The organism is Sphingomonas sp. FG14 (genome assembly GCF_057809675.1).
Window position 1 is genome coordinate 615,319 of the sequence record NZ_JBMDKK010000002.1, and the last position, 20,110, is coordinate 635,428.

The window sequence follows — 20,110 nt, forward strand, 5'->3', positions numbered from 1 at the left end:
AGGACGGCATGGGTTCGAGATTGACTATTCTGGCGGCGGTATCCGCGCTGTCGATCGCTTGCCCCGTATCGGCGCAGACCGTGACTCAGCCCGCTTCGGCGCCGGACATCGAGCGGATCGTGCCGGAGGTCGATGCGATCTTCGCGAAATTCCAGGCCGAGGCGCATGTGCCGGGCATGGTCTATGGCATCGTCCGTGACGGCCGGCTGATCCACGTCAAAGGCATCGGCGTTCAGGAGTTGACCGCGAAACGCGGCGTCACACCCGACAGCCTGTTTCGCATCGCGTCTATGACGAAGGCGTTCACCGCGCTTTCGATCCTGTCTCTGCGTGATGCCGGCAAGCTGTCGCTTGACGATCTGGCCGAGAAATACGTGCCCGAGATGCGCGGCTGGACCTATCCCACCAAGGATTCGCCGCGAATCCGTGTGCGTGACCTGCTGCATCATGTCGGGGGGCTGGTGACCGACGATCCCTGGGGGGATCGCCAGCAGGTGCTGCCGCACGACGAATTCGCCGCGATGATCAAGGCGGGTGTGCCCTTCAGCCGCGCCCCGCAGATGCAACACGAATATTCCAACTATGGTTATGCGCTGCTCGGGCGGATCATCGCCAGTGCGTCGGGCATGCCCTATCGCACCTATGTCGAGCGCACGATCCTGAAGCCGCTGGGCATGAATTCGAGCGGATTCGAGGTGACTGAAGCGCCCCTCGAGCGTCGCGCGATCGGCTATCGCTGGGAGAATGATGCCTGGTCGGAAGAGCCGACGATGAAGGACGGCGCCTTCAATGCGATGGGCGGGCTTCAGGTGAGTGCCAATGATTATGCCAAATGGGTGGCGTTCCTGCTCTCCGCCTGGCCGCCGCGCGACGATGCCGATAATGGCCCGGTCAAGCGCTCCACGGTGCGTGAGATCGCGCAGGGCCTCAATTTCGTCTCGGTCCAGCGCCGCATCGGTTCCAGCGGAGCCGATGCCTGCATGGAGGCAACGGGTTATGGCATGGGCTGGCGCGTCGCGCAGGACTGCGACCTCGGCCTCACCATGGCGCATGGCGGCGGCTATCCCGGTTATGGATCGCACGTGATGCTGATGCCCGAATATGGCGTGGGTATCTTCGCGCTGTCGAACCGCACCTATGCCGGCCCGTCCGCACCGGCCTGGGATTCGGCGGTGACCATGCTCAAGGCCGGACTGCTCAAGCGGCGCGAGGCGCCGACCGCGCCCGCGCTCGCGAGCCTGTTCGAGGCGTCGCGCGCGGCCTATGCGGCGGGGGACCTCGCGCCGCTCAAGGGCAGGCTGGCGATGAATTTCCTGCTCGATCGCTCGGCCGAGAATTGGAAGCTGGTGTTTGCGGATCTCAAGAAGCAGGTCGGTGCGTGTCCGGCGGCCCAGCCGCTGACGCCGACCGGTGCGATGTCCGCGACCTTCCGCCTCGATTGCGAGCGCGGCAAGCTGGAAGGTACGCTGCTGCTCGCGCCGACCACGCCGCTTACCGTCCAGGCGCTGCGCTACCGGGGCGTGCCGCAATAATGGGTTTCGCCTGCCAGATCCTGACGCTGTATCCGGAGATGTTCCCCGGGCCGCTCGGCATGTCGATCGCCGGGCGGGCGCTCGCGGAGGGCAAATGGTCGTGCGAAACGATCCAGATCCGCGATTTCGCGACCGACAAGCACCGTTCGGTCGATGATACGCCCGCTGGCGGCGGGGCGGGCATGGTGCTGAAGCCGGATGTGCTCGCGGCCGCGGTCGATCATGCGTCGGCGCGCCAGCCGGATGCACCGATCCTGGCGATGACGCCGCGGGGTCGTCCGCTGACCCAGGATCGGGTTCGCGCGCTCGCGGCCGGTCCTGGCGTCACCGTATTGTGCGGCCGGTTCGAGGGATTTGACGAACGCATTTTCGAAGCGCGCGCGATCGAGCCGATCTCGATCGGCGACTATATCCTCTCGGGCGGGGAAACCGCGGCGATCGTGCTGCTCGACGCTTGCATTCGGCTGCTTCCCGGCGTAATGGGCGCCGCTTCAAGCGGAGATGACGAGAGCTTCGAAACGGGGCTGCTCGAATATCCGCATTATACCCGACCTGTCGAATGGGAGGGGCGCACGATCCCCGAAGTGCTGCGATCGGGGGATCATGCGAAGATCGCCGCCTGGCGTAAAGCCCAGGCGGAGAACGATACACGGCTAAGGCGGCCGGACCTTTGGGAGCGCCACGGTGGCGCTCGGGTCGGGTCGCCCTCTGGCGCGCAGCGAGAGAAGAAGGACAGATGAGATGAACCTCATCCAGACGCTCGAAGCCGAGCAGATCGCAAAGTTCAACGAAGCCAAGTCGATTCCCGATTTCCGCCCCGGCGACACGCTGAAGGTCGGCGTGAAGGTCGTCGAAGGCGAGCGTACCCGCGTGCAGAGCTATGAGGGCGTCTGCATCGCCCGCGCCAGCAAGGGCATGGGCTCGTCGTTCACCGTCCGCAAGATTTCGTTCGGCGAGGGCGTCGAGCGCGTCTTCCCGCTCTATTCGCCCAACATCGATTCGATCGAAGTGGTGCGCAAGGGCGCCGTTCGCCGTGCCAAGCTCTATTATCTGCGTGGCCGCACCGGCAAGTCGGCGCGTATCGCCGAGCGCCGCGACCCTCGCCAGGATGCCTCGAAGGCCTGATCGGCTTTCGCGCCTTGCGAATGACAGTTATCGAACGGGCGTCGGTGCAAGCCGGCGCCCGTTTGCTTTTTCGGAGTTCCGGATGCTCAGAGCCTTGCTGTTGTCGACCATGCTGGCGACTGCCGTGACGATGCCCGTTGCCGCGCAGGCTGAGGGACAGGCGCAGTCGCCCCGGCTGACGCTCAAGCGCATCTACGGCAATCCCGCGCTGGCTGGCCCGGCGCCGCGCGCGCTGCGGCTGTCGCCCGACGGCAAATGGCTGACTTCGCTGCGTAACCGCGCCGACGAGAAGGAGCGCTACGATCTCTGGGCGGTCGATACCGTAACGGGCGCCGAGCGGATGCTTATCGATTCCGCGAAGCTCGGCAGCGGCGCCGCGCTGAGCGAGGCGGAGAAGATGCAGCGCGAGCGCGCCCGCATCGCCGATTACAAGGGCATCGTCAGCTACGACTGGAGCCCGGATGCACGCTCGATCCTCGTGCCGCTCGACGGCGACCTCTATCTCGCCGGGCTCGATGGCGGCACGCGCAGGCTGACCGATACCGCGACCAGCGAACTCGACGGTACCGTCAGCCCCAGGGGCGGTTTCGTATCTTTCGTGCGCGATCAGAACCTTTTCGTCCATGATCTTGCGACGGGCGTCGAGCGCCAGCTCACCAAGGACGGTGGCGGAACGCTCTCCTGGGGTGTGGCCGAGTTCGTCGCGCAGGAGGAGATGGATCGTCGGCGCGGCCATTGGTGGTCGCCCGACGAAAGCCATGTCGCGGTGGCGCGCGTCGATGAAAGCGCGGTGGAAGTGGTCACGCGCGCGGCGATCGGCGCCGACGGCACCAGGGTCTATGACCAGCGCTATCCCAAGGCGGGCACACCCAATGCGAAGGTCGATCTTTATGTGATGCGCGCCGACGGGTCGGATGCGGTCAAGCTCGATCTGGACGATGACCCCGATTATTATCTGGCCCGCGTCGATTGGGCGCCCGACGGCAAGTCGCTCTACATCCAGTGGCAGAATCGCGCGCAGACCAAGCTTTATCTGCTCAAGGCCGATATCGCGACGCGCAAGATCGTGCCGGTGATCGAAGAAGAGGCGAAGACCTGGCTCAACCTGCACGAGGATTTCCGCGCGCTGCGCGACGGCAGCCTGATCTGGGCGTCGGAACGTGACGGCTACAAGCATCTCTATCGCTGGGAAAAGGGTAGCCTGACCCAACTCACCAAGGGGCCATGGGTGGTCCAGAAGCTGGTGGGCGTCGATCAGGGGAAACGCCGCCTCTATTACACCGCCAATCCCGACACGCCGACGGAATGGCAACTCTACGCGCTCGACTATGCTAAACCGGGTGCGAAGCCGTCGAAGCTGACCGAAGCGGGCTTTGACAACGACGCGGCGATGGATCGGTCCGCGAGCCGCTTCATCGTCACGCGATCGAACCAGGGCCAGCCCCCGCAGACCTATCTCGCCGACAGCAACGGCAAGAGGCTGCAATGGATCGAACAGAATGCGGTGACGGGCGATCACCCCTATGCGCCCTACATGGCTGCCCATGCGGTGCCGAGCTACGGCACGCTGAAGGCGGAGGATGGCACGACGCTCCATTACGAGTTGCGCACGCCAAAGCTTGAGCCCGGCAAGCGCTATCCCGTGATCCTGCAGGTCTATGGCGGCCCCAATGGCGGGCGGCAGGTTTCGAATGTCTGGGAAGGGGGCTTGCCGCAATATTGGGTGCAGCAGGGCTGGATTGTCTTTTCGATCGACAATCGCGGCACGCCCGATCGCGGCAAGGCGTTCGAGGACCATATCTATCATCATATGGGCAATACGGAGGTCGCCGATCAGTTGAAGGGCGTCGACTGGTTGAAGGCGCAAGCTTTCGTCGATCCGAAGCGGATCGTCGTCAATGGCTGGTCATATGGCGGTTACATGGTCCTCAAGCTGCTCGAAAAGGCGCCGGGCGTCTTTGCGGCGGGCGTGTCGGGGGCGCCGGTCACGCGCTGGGAACTGTACGACACCCATTACACCGAGCGCTATCTCGGCAACCCGGCCAAGGATCCGAAGCCTTATCAGATCTCCGACGCGATCGCCGATGCCGGCAAGATCCGCGATCCACTGCTGCTGATCCATGGCATGTCCGACGACAATGTCGTGTTCGACAATTCCACCGCGCTGATGGCGAAGCTCCAGCAGGAAGCGATCCCGTTCGAAACCATGGTCTATCCCGGGCAGGGGCACCGCGTCGCCGGACCGGGGATCAGCGAACATCTGTACGGGACGATCGAGAAATTTCTGGCGCGGCACATCGCCGAATAACCTGCCGCCCGCCAGGCAGGATTCGCCGAAATCCTGATGCGGGTTACTCCATGTTAAGAGCATGGTGGCAAACAGGCTTGGCGAGTTGGAAGCATGTTTGACGCAAAACTGGTTGATGAACCCGCACGTGTCGCCGCGTTGAGGGGTTATGACGTGCTCGATACGCCGGCCGAGGCGCCGTTCGACAAGATCACGAATCTTGTGCGAACCGTGCTGGGCGTGCCGATGTCCGCTGTGTCGCTGATCGACGGCGACCGGCAATGGTTGAAATCGCATCCGGGCATGGACGGCAACGAGACGACGCGTGACGTCGCCTTTTGCGACTATACGATCCGAGCGCGCGAGCCGCTGGTCGTCAACGATGCGTCGACCGATGCCAGGTTCCGCGACAATCCGCATGTCGTGGGCGACCCCAATATCCTGAGCTATGCCGGCGTGCCGCTGGAGACGCCCGATGGCTATAATATCGGCTCGCTCTGCGCGATCGACACCTGTCGTCGCGAGTTCGACGCCGCGCATATCGAGATATTGAAGGGGCTTGCCGCGCTGGTCGTCGACCAGCTCGAACTACGCCGCATTGCCGAGCGTGATCATCTGAGCGGTGCGCTCACCCGGCGCGCCTTCGTGGCGGAACTCGACAAGGCGATATCGCTTCATGTCCGGCATGGGCGTCCGGCGGCCCTCGTCCTTCTCGATATCGATCATTTCAAGACGATCAACGACAGCTACGGCCATCCGGTCGGCGATCTCGCGATCCGTGCGGTCGCCGATTGCTTCGCGGGGATGAAGCGCCCCGCCGACGCGTTCGGCAGGGTGGGCGGCGAGGAGTTCGCGCTGCTGCTGCCCGAAATCTCGGAGGAAGATGCACTGATTGCCGCCGAGCGCTATCGCGCGGCGATCGCGGATATCCGGATCGATCACGATCCGCCCTTCCGCATCACCGCGAGCTTCGGCGTCGCCGCGTTGACCGCTCAGCGCGAGAGTAGCGAGACCTGGCTCGCGCATGCCGATGCCGCGCTGTACGATGCCAAGCGCTCCGGCCGCAATTGCATTCGCCGCGCGGCGATGGTTCCGGAAACGATCGCGGCATGATCCGGGGCCGGTGGTCGTACAAACCGCTTCCACCGCGATCGATCAGGCTCTAGAGCGCAGGCCTTCCAACGAGGAGTGCGTTGAAATGGGCTACCGGGTGGTGGTTGCCGGCGCGACCGGCAATGTCGGGCGCGAAGTGCTGAACATTCTGGCGGAACGCGAATTCCCGGCCGACGAGGTCGCAGCCGTCGCATCGGCACGCAGCCAGGGCGACCAGATCGAGTTCGGCGAGACCGGCAAGATGCTCAAGGTCCAGAATATCGAGCATTTCGACTGGACGGGCTGGGACATGGCGATCTTCGCCATCGGTTCCGAAGCCACCAAGAAATATGCGCCCATCGCGGCCGCCGCCGGTTGCACCGTGATCGACAATTCGTCGCTCTACCGCATGGACCCCGACGTGCCGCTGATCGTGCCCGAGGTGAATCCCGAAGCGATCGATGGTTATCGACGGAAGAACATCATCGCGAACCCCAATTGCTCGACCGCGCAAATGGTGGTGGCGCTCAAGCCGCTGCACGATGCCGCGAAGATCAAGCGCGTCGTCGTTTCCACCTATCAGTCGGTTTCCGGCGCGGGCAAGGCGGGCATGGACGAGCTGTTCGAGCAGAGCCGCGACATCTTCGTGGGCGATCAGGCCGAACCGAAGAAATTCACCAAGCAGATCGCCTTTAACGTGATCCCCCATATCGACAGCTTCCTGGATGACGGCTTCACCAAGGAAGAATGGAAGATGGTGGTCGAGACCAAGAAGATCCTCGATCCCAAGATCAAGGTAGTGGCGACCTGCGTGCGCGTGCCCGTCTTTGTCGGCCATAGCGAGGCGATCGCGATCGAGTTCGAGGATGAGATTTCGGCCAAGAAGGCGCAGTCGATCCTGCGCGAGGCACCGGGCGTGATGCTCGTCGACAAGCGCGAGGACGGCGGGTACGTCACCCCCGTCGAATGCGTCGGCGAATATGCCACCTTCGTCAGCCGTGTCCGCGAGGATCCGACGGTCGACAACGGACTGGTGCTGTGGTGCGTCTCTGACAATCTGCGCAAGGGAGCCGCGCTCAATGCGGTGCAGATAGCCGAATTGCTGGGCCGTCGTCACCTGAAGAAGGCGGCCTGAGCGAGCAGGCCGGCGATGGTCCGGCCTATTCCGCGATCACGGCTTCCAGCTTGCCCTTTGGCTTCTGGAGCAACAGCACCATCGGAATCACGGCGATGGAAATGATCGCCATCAGGTGGAAATCGTCGAGGTAGGCGATCATCGCCGCCTGGCGGTTCACTTCGGCGTTGAGCATGCCGAACACGCCGTCCGAAAGCACGCCGAAGCGGCCCAGCGCACTCAGGTCGAGCGAGGGTACGGTCCCTGCGGTCACGTGTTGCGACAGGTCGGCATGGCTGATCTGGCTGTTGCGGGCGAGGAACACGGTCACCATCGAGATACCGGCCGACTGGCCGATATTGCGCATCAGGTTGAGCAGGCTGGCGCCGTCGGTCCGGTAGTGAGCGCTGAGCGTCGCGAAGGCGAGCGAGTTGAGCGGCATGAAGATCAGGCCCATGCCCAGCCCCTGGATGAAGCCGGAGGTCACCACCGGCCAATAATCCATCTCAAGCGACCAGCCCGACATCTGGAACAGCGATACGCCGAAGATCACGAAACCCACCGAGACGACCAGGCGCGTATCGACCCGCCCCATCAACTGGCCCGCCAGCCACATCGTCACCAGCACGCCCAGCCCGCGGGGCGCCATCATCATGCCGGTGTCGATCACTGGATAACCGAACAATTGCTGGAGCATCGACGGGAGCAGGGCCATCGGCGCCATGGTCGACATGCCGATGACCAGCATGAAGATCATGCCCATCACCAGATTGCGGTTGCGGAAGATATGCCGGTCGAACAGCGGCGCCTTCGCGGTCGCGAGGTGGACGATGCCGACCCAGAGCGCCGCCAGTGCGATGCCGCCTTCGATGATGATCTCCCAACTCGCGAACCAATCCTCCTGCTGCCCGCGATCGAGCATCAACTGGAAGGCGGCGACCGCGATCGAGATCATCGCGAAACCCATCATGTCGAAAGACCGCGTCTGCTTCGGGCGTGAAGGCAGCAACGCCCACAAGATGCCGAGCGTCAGCAGGCCGACGGGCACGTTGACGTAGAACACCCAGCGCCAATTGTAATTCTCGGTCAGCCAGCCGCCGAGCACCGGGCCCATGATCGGCCCGATCATCACACCCATGCCCCAGACTGCCATGGCCTTTGCCTGGCGTTCGGGCGGATTGATATCGAGCATGGCGGTCTGCGACAGCGGGTTGATGAACGCCGCGGCGATGCCCTGCATGACGCGGAACAGCACCATTTCCTCCAGGCTCACGGCGATGCCGCACAGCATGGAGGCGACGATGAAGCTCGCGACCGCGACGAGGAACAGGTTGCGCGATCCGAAACGACCGGAGAGCCAACCCGTCGCCGGGATCGCGATCGCGGAGGCGACGATATAGCTGGTCAGCACCCAGGTGACGCTGTCCATCGTCGCGCCCAGGCTGGTCTGCATGTGCGGCAGCGCGACGTTCGCGATGGTCGTGTCCAGGATCTGCATGATCATGGCACCCATGATGCCGACGGTCAGCAGCCCGCGATGCTTGACGGCAAGCATCGCCTGGCCGGGCGCGGGGTCAGTCACGGTGGCCCTTGGTATCGACGGTCACGCCTGCGCTGAGCCCGGCGATCATCGTGCGGGGCGGGGCATTGTCGATGGCGATCCGCACCGGCACCCGCTGTGTGACCTTCACCCAGTTGCCGTTGGCGTTCTGTGCTGGCAACACCGAGAATTCGGATCCGGTGCCCGCGCCGATGCTGGCGACATGGCCGGCGATCTTGAGTTCGGGATAGGCATCGAGCTTGATGCGGACCGGCTGGCCCACCGTCATGTGGTCGAGATCGGTTTCCTTGTAGTTCGCCTCGATCCAAGCATCCTGGCTCATCACCAGGCTGAGCGCGGGAAAGCCGACCGGCGTGATATTGCCCACCTGCAGGCGGTTCGTCTGGCTGACGATGCCGTCGGCGGGTGCGCGGACGACGGTGCGCGACAGGTCCAGCGCGGCCTTTTGCCGTTGCGCCATCGCCGCCTGGATCGCTGCGGGCGTACCCGACGCCGTGGTGCCGCTGCCGAGCTGCGTGGTCGCGCGCGCCGCATCGGCCTGCGCATTGGCGAGCCGGGCCTTGGCGGCTGCCACTTCATGGCGGGCGGCATCCAGGCTGGCGCGGGTGGTGAAGCCGCGCTGCATCAGCGCGCTCTGGCGATCATAGGTGGCCTGGGCGAGCTGGATGTCGGCGCGGGCGCTTTCGATATCGGCGGCGGCGCCGCCGGTATCGGTCGACAATGTCGCGACCTGGACGCGCGCGGTGGCGAGCGCGGCATCGGCCTGCGCCAGCGCGATGCGATAGGGCTCGGGATCGATGACGAACAAGATGTCGCCCGCCTTGACCCGCTGGTTCTCCTTCACGCGGACCTCGACGATCCGTCCGGTCACGTCGGGGCCGATCGAGACCATGTCCTGCTGGACATAGGCATTGTCCGTGGAAACGTAGCGGCCGCCGGTCAGCCAGAAATAGCCGCCGATCGCCGCGATCAGCAGCGGCACCGACAGCATCAGCGCCAGTCGGCCCCATTTGCGGCGCGGCTTCTCGGCTGCGGCGGGCATGTCGAGAGTGATCGGCTTAGCATCCTCGACGGTGACGGGTTCGCCAAGATCAGCCATGGGCACGCACTCCGCACTCGTCGCTTCGCTGCGACAGATTCTGTAGATTCTGGTGAACACGCGCCAGCAGAGCGTTGAGCTGCTGTTCCTCGGCCTCGCTGAACCCGTCGAGCGCATCGACGAAGAGTTCTTCGGCATAATCCCTGAGCTGGGCGATGATCGGTGCGGCCTTGTCGGTCAGGAACAATTGCCAGGCGCGGCGGTCATTGGGATCGGCACGACGCTCGACCAGCCCGGCTTCCTGCAGCCGGTCGATCATGCGGCTGAGCGTGATCGGCTCGACTTCGAGCAGATCGGCGATGCCGCCCTGGTTGATGCCCTCGCGGCGGGCGAGCAGGGTCAGCACGCGCCATTGGGGGCGAGTGACGCCGATCGTACGCGCCTTTTCGTCGAAGCTGCGGCGCAGCAGGCGCGATACGTCGGAAACGAGGAAGCCAAGGGGGTCGCTCATGACGGGCGATATAATAACAACGCTTATTATATACAAGGTCAGTTGAATTGCGTTTCAGGCTCGGCCAGTTGCAGTCCATGCAATTGCCGGCCGATTTGCGAGCCCTTCCGGCCGCGCAGTTCCGGGCGCTCGCCGCGCTCGCTCTCATGCTGATCATCGCGCAGATCGATCAACCCTTCCCGGAAATCGCGTGGCTTCATCATGTGCCGAGCGCGCTGTTGCTCGTCGCGGCGCCGGTACTGCTGCGGCGATGGCCGCTTAGCGATGGCGCAGTTGTGGCGCTGGTGCTGTTCTTCGCGCTCCATACGCTGGGCGGGCGCTATACCTATTCGAGCGTACCTTATGACGATTGGGCGAGGGGCCTGACGGGGGGCACGCCGAGTGGCTGGTTCGGTTGGACGCGCAATCATTACGACCGGCTGGTCCATTTCGCTTTCGGGATGCTTTTCTATGCGCCCATCCGCGAAATCGGCCTCCGCTGGCTCGGCCAGTCGCGCACGATGGCCGCGATCGTTTCGATCGGCTTCGCGCTTTCGGTGGGGGCGCTCTACGAGATTTTCGAAGGGCTGCTGACGCTGATGGTGGCACCCGAAATGGCCGACGGATATAATGGTCAGCAGGGCGACATGTGGGATGCCCAGAAGGATATGGGGTTGGCGTTCGTCGGCTCGCTGTTGGCGGCTGGCTGTGTGCGGTGGAGTGGCGCTCGTAGATGAAGGCCGGATCGACACCGCAGGCTTGCCGGGCTACCGCGCTGGCGAACATCAGGCTTTCAACACTCGCTGGACACAGGCCATTGGCAAGCTCCCCGACTGATTTTTCCACTCATCGCTTCGCGAGCTTCGACGGCGTCGAGCTTGCCTGGCATGAAATGGGCGCGCCCGATGCGCGGCCGCTGGTGCTGATCCACGGCTATTTCTCCGACGCGTTCACAAACTGGATCCGCTATGGCCATGCCGCGCGCATCGTGGCTGAAGCTGGCCGCCGCGTGGTCATGCCCGATCTGCGCGCGCATGGGCAGAGCGCCAAGCCGCATGACCCAGCCGCCTATCCCCCGGATGTGCTGGCGAAGGACGGTTTCGCGTTGATCTCCCATCTCGGACTGACTGATTACGATCTGGGCGGCTATTCGCTCGGCGCGCGCACGACGGTGCGGATGCTGGCCGGCGGAGCGAAGCCGGGCAGGGCGATCATCGCGGGCATGGGGCTGCAGGGGTTGATCGATACCGGCGGTCGCGCCGGGCATTTCAGGCATATCCTGAGCAATCTGGGCAGCCATCAGCGCGGCAGCCCCGAATGGATGGCGGAGGCGTTCCTGAAGACCACCAAGGGCGATCCGGTGGCGCTGCTCCACGTCCTCGATACCTTTGTCGACACGCGCCGGGCCGATATCGAATCGCTCGACCTGCCGGTGCTGGTGCTTTCGGGCGTGGATGACGATGACAACGGATCGTGCCAGGCGCTCGCCGAAACGCTGCCTGATGCCGTCGCGCGCACGATTCCCGGCGGGCATATGAGCGCGGTGACCCGGCCGGAGCTTGGTGAGGAAATCGCGCGCTTTCTGGCGTCTTGACCATGTCCGGCCACGGGTTCAGTCTGATCCGGGGGATCCGTTCGCGTCAGATCAAGGAAGTCCGATGAAGTCCGCATTGTCAGCGATCGCGCTCGTCACCATGGTTGCGGGCGCGCCGTCCGTCTTCGCCCAGTCCGCCGCCGACGCCGACAAATTCGTCGGCGATGCGGAGGCGGAGCAGCGCGAATTCAGCGTGCCCAAGGCGCAGGTCGACTGGATCAACGAAACCTATATCACCGACGATACCAACGGAATCGCCGCGCTTTTCGCCACACGCGAGAGCGAGATGCGCGTGCGTCAGGCCAAGGATGCCGCGCGGTTCGATAAGGTGCCTGACCTTTCGTTCGATACACGCCGCAAGATCGATGTGCTGCGTGGCGGCATCACGCTGCCGGCGCCGACGACGCCGGGCTCCGCCGCCGAACTCGCAAGGGTCGCGACCGGCATCAAGGGATTGTATGGCGCTGGCAAGGGCACGCTTGACGGCAAGCCGATCTCGGGCAGCGACATCGAGGCGGCGATGGGCGAAGTCCGCGATCCCGCGAAACTCAAGGAAATGTGGGTGAGCTGGCACGACAATGTCGGCGCGCCGATGCGCGAGGATTATGCGCGCATGACCGAGGTCGCCAATGCCGGAGCGCGAGAACTGGGATTTGCCGATGTTGGCGCGATGTGGCGCTCGCAATATGACATGCCGGCTGATCAGTTCGCGAAGCTGACCGACAAGCTCTGGCAGGAAGTAAAACCGCTCTACGACGACCTTCATTGCTACACACGCGGCAAGCTCAACGAGAAATATGGCGACGACGTCCAGCCCAGGACGGGGCCGATCCGCGCCGATCTGCTCGGCAATATGTGGGCGCAGGAATGGGGCAATATCTACGATGTTGTCGCACCGCCGGGGGCTGGCGATATTGGTTATGACGTGGGCGAGTTGCTGAAGGCGCGCGGCGATGATCCGCTGAAGATGGTGAAAATCGGCGAGGGTTTCTACAGTTCGCTCGGTTTCGCGCCGTTGCCCGCCAGCTTCTGGAACCGGTCGCAATTCCTGAAGCCCGCCGATCGCGAAGTCGTTTGCCATGCGTCCGCCTGGGACGTCGACAACAAGGACGATCTGCGCATCAAGATGTGCATCAAGGTGAATTCGGACGATTTCGTCACGATCCACCACGAGCTGGGGCATAATTATTATCAGCGTGCCTATAACAAGCAGCCCTATTTCTATCTGAACGGCGCCAATGACGGCTTCCATGAGGCGATTGGCGATTTCGTCGCCCTGTCGATCACGCCTGACTATCTCGTCAGCATCGGCCTGCTCGACAAGGCGAAGGTGCCCGCCGCCGACAAGGATCTTGGCCTGTTGTTGCGCCAGGCGATGGACAAGATCGCCTTCCTCCCCTTTGGCCTGCTCGTCGACAAATGGCGCTGGGGCGTCTTCAACGGCCAGATCCCTGCAACCGGTTATGAGAAGGGCTGGAACGATCTGCGCCTGCGCTATCAGGGCATCGTTCCACCGGTGCCGCGCGACGAGACGCGTTTCGATCCGGGCGCCAAATTCCATGTGCCGGCCGCGGTGCCCTATACCCGCTATTTCCTGGCGCGGATCCTGCAGTTCCAATTCTATCAGGCCGCCTGCAAGCAAGCCGGGTGGAAAGGGCCGCTGCACCGCTGTTCCTTCTATGGCGACAAGGCGGTGGGCGCGAAGCTGAACGCTATGCTCGAAATGGGCGCGTCCAAGCCCTGGCCCGACGCTCTCCAGGCATTCACTGGCAGCCGGGAAATGTCGGGCAAGGCGATGCTGGCCTATTTCGCGCCGTTGCAGACATGGCTGAAGGCGCAGAACAAGGGCAAGCAATGCGGCTGGTAATGGATCGTCGATGACAGGCTCGGGGGGGGCGATATTGCCTGAAACTGCGACGCGTCGCGCAAGGAGCGCGCGCGTATGAACCTGCCGCTCGTCAATCTGGCGGTGCTGCTCTCTGTCGCATCGATCATGTGCGTCGCATTGACGCTGGCCTGGCTCTATTTCGGTCGGCAGCGTTATGCGCAGCTCTGGGCGCTCTCGGCCGCAGGCGCGGTGCTGCAATGGAGCGTGAGCGCCTATGCGCGGATCGAGTTCCCGGGCGAAGCCTGGCCGCTGCTCATCACCGGCACGCTGGTCGCAGTCGATTCCGCGCTGATCGCCATCGGTGCGCGGCATCGGGCGCGGTTGCCTCTCCATTTGCCGCTCATGGCCGGGATCGTGCTGGTCTCGATCGTCGCGATGGGCATGGGCGCGGTGACCGCGAATCTCGCGACACGGGGATTCGTCGCCAATTTTCATGCTGGCATGATGTTCGCGATCGCGGCGGCGGCGCTCTATCCGCGTGGCCGGCCGGCGCTGCCCCCCGAACTGGCGGTGGTATCCGCCTTCGGGTTGTTCGCGCTGTTTCAGTTCTCGCTGGCGGCTCTGTCGCTTGGCATGGACTCGCGCTACATGCTCGCGACCGGTCAGGTTTACCGCGACGTGCTGATCATCGGGCTGCCCGCCGTCTATGCAGCGGTCGGCATCGCTGCGGTGTTTGTCCTGGCGATGGATCTCAACGATCGGCTGCGTGCTCTCGCTACGCGGGATCCGCTGACCGGTGCGCTCAACCGGCGAGGGCTGGAGCAGGCGGCGACCAACGCCTTCGCCGACGCGCGCCGCCGTCGCCGCGACCTTGCCATCGTGTTGTGCGCGGTCGACGGCTATGACGCCGCACGCCGCGCGCGTGGGCAGGAGGCGATCGACGGCGCATTGGCGATTATCTCCGATATCGTTCACGCCAGCGTGCGCGAGGAGGATTTGCTGGCGCGTACCGGACATGCCGAGTTCTGTCTGTTGCTGATCGACGCCTCGCCCGAAATGGCGATCGACGTCGTCGATCGCGCGCGTCAGGAGATCGCGGCCGTGACGATCGGAGAGGCCAGGCCCTTTTCGCTCACTGTCAGCTTTGGAATCACCGGCTTTCGGCCGGACGATATCGTGCTGTCGTCGGCGCTCGCCCGCGCGGATGCCGCGCTGTGCCGCTCGGTCGCCGATGGCGGCAACCGGATCACGCTTTCGACCGATCTGCCGTGACGCCTGCGATCGTCATCCTTTCGGTGCTGTTCTTCACCAGCGCGATCCTGTGCATCACCATGACCCTGGCCTGGCTCCATTTTGGCCGGGCGCGACACATATCGAGCTGGGCATTCGCCTATGGCCTGGGCGCGCTGCAATGGGTGGTGAATGCGCTTGGCGTCCTGATCGCGCCGACCAATCCGATTCCGGTGATCATCGCGAGCCTGACCGTGCTGGGGTCGAGCGCACTGGTGCCGATCGGTGCATTGCAGCGCGCGGGGCGGCCGGTGCATCTGCCGGCTTTCATCGCGATCGGCCTGGCCTTCGCGATCGCGATCACGCTAATCTATACCGTCCTTCCGAACCGGGCGCTTCAGGGCGCGCTGTCCAACATGTTCGCGGTGATCATGATGCCGATCGCCGCGATCGCGATCTGGCCACGGCACCGGCGTCCCAATGCCCCCGAACTCGCCTTCATCGTCATGTTGATGATCTTCGCGCTGTATCAACTCGCATTGAGCGGTTCCGCGCTGTTCATGGGGGTGGAGGGGGATCGGGAGGCGATCGAGCGTTATAGGATGATCCTCGGCATCGGCCTGCCGCCCGTCTATGTCGGCACCGGGATCGCTGCGGTTTTCCTGATCGCGGGCGATTTGTCTGAAAGCCTGCAGCAGCTCGTCACGCGCGACGGGTTGACCGGTGCGCTCAACCGGCGCGGCATCGAGCAGGCCGCGACTGTCGCCATGGCCAATGCCCGGCGGCGGGGACGGCCGTTCACCGTGGTGATCGGCGACATCGACCATTTCAAGCGGATCAACGATCGTTTCGGCCATGCCGCCGGGGATCGGGCATTGATTTCCTTCGCCGACAATGTCCAGGCTGTGGTCCGCGAAGTCGACATGTTCGGCAGGCTGGGCGGTGACGAATTCTGCCTCTTGCTGTCCGATCTCGCGCCCGAGGATGCCAGCGAAGTCGTCGAGCGCATCCGTGAGGAGGTGGCTGCCATCCGGATCGAGGACACGCCCGATCTGGTTTTCACCGCAAGCTTCGGCGTCGCCGGTTTCGCCGATGACGATCTGTGGTTCGGCCAGATCCTGCATCGCGCGGATCAGGCGCTCTACGAAGCCAAGGGCGCCGGCCGCAATCGCGTCGTGATCGCCGCGCCCGCACAACCGGGCTGATCGATCCTATCTGAACGGTGGCTCGCTAAAGGCGCGCAGCTTGCGGCTGTGCAGCTTGCTGCCCTCTCGGCGAAGCTGGTCGCAGGCCTCGATGCCGATCCGCATATGCTCGCTGATCGCGCGCTCGTAGAAGCGGTTGGCCTGACCCGGCAGCTTGAGTTCGCCGTGGAGCGGCTTGTCCGATACGCAAAGCAGCGTGCCATAGGGGACGCGGAAGCGATATCCTTGCGCCGCGATCGTCGCCGACTCCATGTCGATGCCGACCGCGCGCGATTGCGAGAAGCGCAGCGCGGATGCGGAATAACGCAGTTCCCAATTGCGGTCGTCGGTGGTGACGATCGTGCCGGTGCGCAACCGGCGCTTGAGCATTTCCGCGGTCTCGCCCGAAACCGTCTCGGCGGCGGCGGCGAGCGCGAGCTGGACCTCGGCGATCGCCGGCACCGGAATCTCGGGCGGCAGCACATCGTCGAGCACATGGTCGTCGCGCAGATAGGCATGGGCGAGCACATAGTCGCCGATCCGCTGGCTGGGGCGCAGGCCGCCGCAATGGCCGATCATCAACCATGCCTCAGGCCGGACGACCGCGAGATGGTCGGTGATCGTCTTCGCGTTGGAGGGGCCGACGCCGATATTCACGACGCTGATCCCCGAACGGTCGGGCGCGATCAGGTGATAGGCGGGCATCTGGTGCCGGCGCCACGCGCTGTCGGCCACCACGCGCTCGGGATCGGCGGTTTCGGGCGTCACCATCACGCCGCCGGCGCCCGAGAGCGCCGTGAAGCGGCTCCCTTCGCCCAGTTGGCCGCATGCCCAGCGGACGAACTCGTCGATATAGCGGTGGTAGTTGGTGAACAGGATATAGCGCTGGACATGTTCGGGCGGCGTGCCGGTGTAATGGCGCAGCCGGGCGAGCGAGAAATCGGTGCGCAGCCCGTCGAACAGCGCCAGCGGGCGCGCGGCGTCAGGCAGGTCGCGATAGGTGCCGTCGGCGATCTCGTCGCCGATGAATGCGAGTTCGGTCGCCGGGAACCAGCGCGACAGTTCGGTCGCGCTGATATCGTCGAGCATCAGGTCGTGTCCGGCTTCCAGCACATAGGGGAAGGGGATCTCCTGCCGCCCCGCGACCGCCGTCACCTCGACATCGTAATCTTCGATCAGCAGGCTCAATTGTTCGACCAGATAATCCGCGAACAGCGCGGGCTTGGTGACGCTGATCGCATAATTGCCGGGGGTGACCAGCCGGCCGAACGAACGCGGCGGCACCGGCGCGTCGCCTTGTCCGCGATAGCGCAACTGGATCTCAGGATAGGCGAAGGCACCCTGGGCGCGGTCGATCGGATCGGGCTTCTCGCCGGTCCGAATGAAGCGTTCAAGCGCGGAACGCAGGCGATCGACGGAGGCGGAGTAAAGAGCGTCAAGCTCGGCGACGATGGTTTTTGCGTCGGACATTGACAGCAACTATCCGAGCCTGACCCGTGCTGGCAAGTCCCCGGTCTTGCCTCCGGACGCTCTGGGCTATAGAGCGCGCCAGCATTTTTCTTTGAATCGCGAGAACCCCATGAAGATCAGCGGCGTGGACATCCGTCCCGGCAACATCATCGAATATGAAGGCGGCATCTGGCGTGCGGTGAAGATCCAGCACACCCAGCCTGGCAAGGGCGGCGCCTATATGCAGGTCGAGATGAAGAATCTCATCGACGGCCGCAAGAACAACGTCCGCTTCCGTTCGGCTGAAACGGTCGAGCGCGTGCGGCTCGACACCAAGGATTTCCAGTTCCTGTTCGCGGACGGCGACACGCTGACCTTCATGGACAAGGATACCTACGACCAGATCAACCTGCCGCGCGATCTGCTCGGCGATGCCGCTGCCTTCCTGCAGGACGGCATGGACGTGGTGATGGAGCTTTACGACGAGAAGCCGATCTCGGTTCAGCTTCCCGACCAGATCGAAGCCACGATCGTCGAGGCCGACGCCGTGGTGAAGGGGCAGACCGCCTCGTCGAGCTACAAGCCCGCGATCCTCGACAATGGCGTGCGCATCATGGTGCCGCCGCACATCGCATCGGGCACGCGCATCATCGTCGATGTGTACGAACAGGCCTATGTGAAGCGGGCGGAGTAATGGAGGGACTGGCGCGCCTGCTGCTTGCCGGCGCGCTGGCGCTCGGCTGCTTGGGCGGCACGGCCAGCGCACAGCAGGGTGCGAAGCCGCTTTCATCGGACTTGCTCGCTGTCTCCGCATGGGGGCAGCGGCTGGCGGTTGCCCAGCAGCCGCTGATCGACGCCTATAATCGTTGCCGGCCAGTCAACGAGGCGGCGGCCGCCGCTTTCAATGCGGTGTCAAACGATGCGGCCATGGCGCGAGAGGTCTTGCCGAAATTTGTCGAGTGCGTGGAGAATTTCGAGGCGGCGGCCACCCAGGTTTCCGCGACATTGTCTGGAATCGGCAATTTGCCGCGTTCCGCCGAGATTGCGCTCAACATACGCTCCGCTGATCTTCTGGAGCGGTCCGCCGCGTCGACAAGGGCGTCGGCTGCCTCGATGCGCGATCTGCTCGCCGCGATCGAGGCGGCCGCCGCGAATGACATGGATGGCGCGCGTCAGGCATATGCGCGGGCACGCAATGGTTCCGCAGGGGCGATCGACGCCCAGATATTGCTCCTGGAGGTCATGGCCAAGGGATCGCCGGTTGAATTGCACCGCGCGGTGCTGGATCTGCGGATCGTCGTCAATCGCGCAATTCGCACGATGGTTGTCGGTGAAATCACGCCACAGGGTATTGTGCTTGGCGATTCGCTTTCCACCTTCGGGCGTCCCGCGCGTGATGCGGCGAGACGGATACGCACCGGCTGGGCAAGCAGCAGCGTGGAATCGCGGCGCATCGTCGAGCGTCTTGGCGATACGAAGCGCAAGGCGATGCTCGCGCGGATGGATGTGATCTACAATTATCTCGCCGTTCAGGCGGATGCGACCGCGAGTACGCTGGAGCGTGCGCCCGCCGGAACGGTTTCGGTCATTGAGATGCAGCACTTCTCCGACGAGATTTTAAAGTTCGAGATTTTTGTCGCGCAAATGGCGGCATCGGTATCAAATATTGTTCAGGAGCACCGTTGAGTCATGGTTTCCCATTCCGGCCTCCTCACCGTCATGGAGCGCGCCGCGCGCAAGGCTGCGCCGCGGCTGCGGCGTGACTTCAACGAGGTCCAGCACCTCCAGGTCTCGAAGAAGGGACCGGCGGATTTCGTCTCGATGGCCGATCAGCGCGCCGAGCGCACGCTGTATGACGAACTGAAAAAGGCGCGTCCCGATTGGGGCTTCCTGCTCGAAGAGGGCGGCGAGATCGCGGGCGATCCCACCAAGCCGCGCTGGATCATCGATCCGCTCGATGGCACCACCAACTTCCTTCACGGCATTCCGCATTTCGCGATCTCGATCGCGGTGGAGGAGCCCCGCCCGGGTGGCGGGCGCGGCGAGATCGTCAGCGCGCTTGTCTATCAGCCGCTGACCGATGAGAGCTTCTGGGCCGAAAAGGGCAGGGGGGCCTGGCTGCAGGACCAGCGCCTGCGTGTGTCCTCGCGCCGCCATCTCGACGAGTCGCTGATCGCGACCGGGATTCCGTTCAAGGGGCATGGCGATCATCGCGAATGGCGTGCGATCCATGACGCGATCGCGATCGAGGTCGCTGGCATCCGCCGTTTCGGATCGGCCGCGCTCGACCTCGCATGGGTTGCCGCCGGCCGCTTCGACGGTTTCTGGGAAAGCGGGCTCCAGTCGTGGGACATCGCGGCCGGGATCCTGCTGGTGCGTGAAGCCGGCGGTTTCGTCACCGATTTCCGTGGCGCGGACCGCGCGCTCGAACGCGGTGAGCTTCTGGCGGCGAATGACGTCCTCCACTCGCGCCTTCACAAGCTGATGGCGGGTGCGCTCAAGGCGCCGCGCCCCGCCTGATCCGGCATCGATCCCGATCCGTAACGACGCTTGCGGACGGGATCGGAGAGGAATAGCCTCGCTCC

18 protein-coding genes are annotated in these 20,110 nt (G+C 64.2%); 14 read left to right on the forward strand and 4 right to left on the reverse strand.

Going from position 1 to position 20,110, the window contains the following annotated elements:
* The first annotated feature begins 8 nt into the window (after positions 1–8).
* From ACODTA_RS11055 to ACODTA_RS11080, 6 genes are all read left to right on the forward strand, one after another.
* A complete protein-coding gene (locus ACODTA_RS11055; RefSeq protein WP_489065958.1) occupies positions 9–1,532 on the forward strand; it encodes a serine hydrolase domain-containing protein in 1,524 nt (507 codons plus the stop codon).
* Positions 1,532–2,272, forward strand: coding sequence for a tRNA (guanosine(37)-N1)-methyltransferase TrmD (gene trmD, locus ACODTA_RS11060; RefSeq protein ID WP_489065959.1), 741 nt, complete (start codon positions 1,532–1,534; stop codon positions 2,270–2,272). The genes ACODTA_RS11055 and trmD overlap by 1 nt, the downstream gene beginning before the upstream one ends.
* 1 nt (position 2,273) lies before the next feature.
* A complete protein-coding gene (gene rplS, locus ACODTA_RS11065; protein ID WP_489065960.1) occupies positions 2,274–2,657 on the forward strand; it encodes a 50S ribosomal protein L19 in 384 nt (127 codons plus the stop codon).
* 82 nt (positions 2,658–2,739) lie between these two features.
* Entirely contained in the window at positions 2,740–4,965 is a 2,226-nt protein-coding gene (locus ACODTA_RS11070; protein ID WP_489065961.1) for a S9 family peptidase, read from the forward strand.
* Between the two features lie 93 nt (positions 4,966–5,058).
* Entirely contained in the window at positions 5,059–6,057 is a 999-nt protein-coding gene (locus ACODTA_RS11075; RefSeq protein ID WP_489065962.1) for a sensor domain-containing diguanylate cyclase, read from the forward strand.
* Positions 6,058–6,142: 85 nt separating this feature from the next.
* Positions 6,143–7,171: an aspartate-semialdehyde dehydrogenase gene (locus ACODTA_RS11080; RefSeq protein ID WP_489065963.1), complete on the forward strand. Its 1,029-nt coding sequence runs from the start codon at positions 6,143–6,145 to the stop codon at positions 7,169–7,171.
* Positions 7,172–7,196: 25 nt separating this feature from the next.
* Here the strand turns inward: ACODTA_RS11080 and ACODTA_RS11085 are convergent, their stop codons facing one another.
* Genes ACODTA_RS11085 through ACODTA_RS11095 form a run of 3 tightly spaced genes read right to left on the reverse strand, consistent with a single transcriptional unit; the run spans position 7,197 to position 10,261 of the window.
* Positions 7,197–8,732 carry a DHA2 family efflux MFS transporter permease subunit gene (locus tag ACODTA_RS11085; protein ID WP_489065964.1) on the reverse strand — a complete coding sequence of 512 codons (1,536 nt, stop codon included), beginning with the start codon at positions 8,730–8,732 and terminating at the stop codon, positions 7,197–7,199.
* Entirely contained in the window at positions 8,725–9,810 is a 1,086-nt protein-coding gene (locus ACODTA_RS11090; RefSeq protein ID WP_489065965.1) for an HlyD family secretion protein, read from the reverse strand. The genes ACODTA_RS11085 and ACODTA_RS11090 overlap by 8 nt, the downstream gene beginning before the upstream one ends.
* The gene (locus ACODTA_RS11095; RefSeq protein WP_489065966.1) at positions 9,803–10,261 is read right to left on the reverse strand and encodes a MarR family winged helix-turn-helix transcriptional regulator; all 459 of its coding nucleotides are present in this window, start codon (positions 10,259–10,261) and stop codon (positions 9,803–9,805) included. The genes ACODTA_RS11090 and ACODTA_RS11095 overlap by 8 nt, the downstream gene beginning before the upstream one ends.
* A 77-nt stretch (positions 10,262–10,338) precedes the next feature.
* Between ACODTA_RS11095 and ACODTA_RS11100 the strand changes: the two genes are divergently transcribed.
* The 5 genes from ACODTA_RS11100 (at position 10,339) to ACODTA_RS11120 (ending at position 16,097) form a co-directional block, all read left to right on the forward strand.
* Positions 10,339–10,977, forward strand: coding sequence for a DUF2238 domain-containing protein (locus ACODTA_RS11100; RefSeq protein WP_489065967.1), 639 nt, complete (start codon positions 10,339–10,341; stop codon positions 10,975–10,977).
* A gap of 80 nt (positions 10,978–11,057) precedes the next feature.
* Positions 11,058–11,834 carry an alpha/beta fold hydrolase gene (locus ACODTA_RS11105; RefSeq protein ID WP_489065968.1) on the forward strand — a complete coding sequence of 259 codons (777 nt, stop codon included), beginning with the start codon at positions 11,058–11,060 and terminating at the stop codon, positions 11,832–11,834.
* Positions 11,835–11,898: 64 nt separating this feature from the next.
* Positions 11,899–13,701, forward strand: coding sequence for a M2 family metallopeptidase (locus tag ACODTA_RS11110; protein ID WP_489065969.1), 1,803 nt, complete (start codon positions 11,899–11,901; stop codon positions 13,699–13,701).
* 75 nt (positions 13,702–13,776) lie between these two features.
* Positions 13,777–14,934, forward strand: coding sequence for a GGDEF domain-containing protein (locus tag ACODTA_RS11115; RefSeq protein WP_489065970.1), 1,158 nt, complete (start codon positions 13,777–13,779; stop codon positions 14,932–14,934).
* A complete protein-coding gene (locus ACODTA_RS11120; RefSeq protein WP_489065971.1) occupies positions 14,931–16,097 on the forward strand; it encodes a GGDEF domain-containing protein in 1,167 nt (388 codons plus the stop codon). Before ACODTA_RS11115 ends, ACODTA_RS11120 begins: the two co-directional genes overlap by 4 nt.
* A 6-nt stretch (positions 16,098–16,103) precedes the next feature.
* Here the strand turns inward: ACODTA_RS11120 and ACODTA_RS11125 are convergent, their stop codons facing one another.
* Positions 16,104–17,546, reverse strand: coding sequence for an AMP nucleosidase (locus ACODTA_RS11125; protein WP_489065972.1), 1,443 nt, complete (start codon positions 17,544–17,546; stop codon positions 16,104–16,106).
* Between the two features lie 109 nt (positions 17,547–17,655).
* Between ACODTA_RS11125 and efp the strand changes: the two genes are divergently transcribed.
* The 3 genes from efp to ACODTA_RS11140 are packed head-to-tail and all read left to right on the forward strand — an operon-like array spanning position 17,656 to position 20,045.
* Positions 17,656–18,219 carry an elongation factor P gene (gene efp, locus ACODTA_RS11130; RefSeq protein WP_222989973.1) on the forward strand — a complete coding sequence of 188 codons (564 nt, stop codon included), beginning with the start codon at positions 17,656–17,658 and terminating at the stop codon, positions 18,217–18,219.
* A 50-nt stretch (positions 18,220–18,269) separates the two neighbouring features.
* Positions 18,270–19,211 (forward strand): hypothetical protein, encoded by a 942-nt coding sequence (locus tag ACODTA_RS11135; RefSeq protein WP_489065973.1) that lies wholly within the window; start codon positions 18,270–18,272, stop codon positions 19,209–19,211.
* 3 nt (positions 19,212–19,214) lie between these two features.
* Entirely contained in the window at positions 19,215–20,045 is an 831-nt protein-coding gene (locus tag ACODTA_RS11140) for an inositol monophosphatase family protein (RefSeq protein WP_222989974.1), read from the forward strand.
* The last annotated feature ends 65 nt before the right edge of the window (positions 20,046–20,110 follow it).

What these genes read in the sequence shown, in the direction of transcription:
- ACODTA_RS11055 (WP_489065958.1), top strand. Translation starts at nt 9, where the DNA reads ATGGGTTCGAGATTGACTATTCTGGCGGCGGTATCCGCGCTGTCGATC.
- trmD (WP_489065959.1), top strand. Translation starts at nt 1,532, where the DNA reads ATGGGTTTCGCCTGCCAGATCCTGACGCTGTATCCGGAGATGTTCCCC.
- rplS (WP_489065960.1), top strand. Translation starts at nt 2,274, where the DNA reads ATGAACCTCATCCAGACGCTCGAAGCCGAGCAGATCGCAAAGTTCAAC.
- ACODTA_RS11070 (WP_489065961.1), top strand. Translation starts at nt 2,740, where the DNA reads ATGCTCAGAGCCTTGCTGTTGTCGACCATGCTGGCGACTGCCGTGACG.
- ACODTA_RS11075 (WP_489065962.1), top strand. Translation starts at nt 5,059, where the DNA reads ATGTTTGACGCAAAACTGGTTGATGAACCCGCACGTGTCGCCGCGTTG.
- ACODTA_RS11080 (WP_489065963.1), top strand. Translation starts at nt 6,143, where the DNA reads ATGGGCTACCGGGTGGTGGTTGCCGGCGCGACCGGCAATGTCGGGCGC.
- ACODTA_RS11090 (WP_489065965.1), bottom strand. Translation starts at nt 9,810, where the DNA reads ATGGCTGATCTTGGCGAACCCGTCACCGTCGAGGATGCTAAGCCGATC.
- ACODTA_RS11095 (WP_489065966.1), bottom strand. Translation starts at nt 10,261, where the DNA reads ATGAGCGACCCCCTTGGCTTCCTCGTTTCCGACGTATCGCGCCTGCTG.
- ACODTA_RS11100 (WP_489065967.1), top strand. Translation starts at nt 10,339, where the DNA reads ATGCAATTGCCGGCCGATTTGCGAGCCCTTCCGGCCGCGCAGTTCCGG.
- ACODTA_RS11110 (WP_489065969.1), top strand. Translation starts at nt 11,899, where the DNA reads ATGAAGTCCGCATTGTCAGCGATCGCGCTCGTCACCATGGTTGCGGGC.
- ACODTA_RS11115 (WP_489065970.1), top strand. Translation starts at nt 13,777, where the DNA reads ATGAACCTGCCGCTCGTCAATCTGGCGGTGCTGCTCTCTGTCGCATCG.
- ACODTA_RS11125 (WP_489065972.1), bottom strand. Translation starts at nt 17,546, where the DNA reads ATGTCCGACGCAAAAACCATCGTCGCCGAGCTTGACGCTCTTTACTCC.
- efp (WP_222989973.1), top strand. Translation starts at nt 17,656, where the DNA reads ATGAAGATCAGCGGCGTGGACATCCGTCCCGGCAACATCATCGAATAT.
- ACODTA_RS11140 (WP_222989974.1), top strand. Translation starts at nt 19,215, where the DNA reads ATGGTTTCCCATTCCGGCCTCCTCACCGTCATGGAGCGCGCCGCGCGC.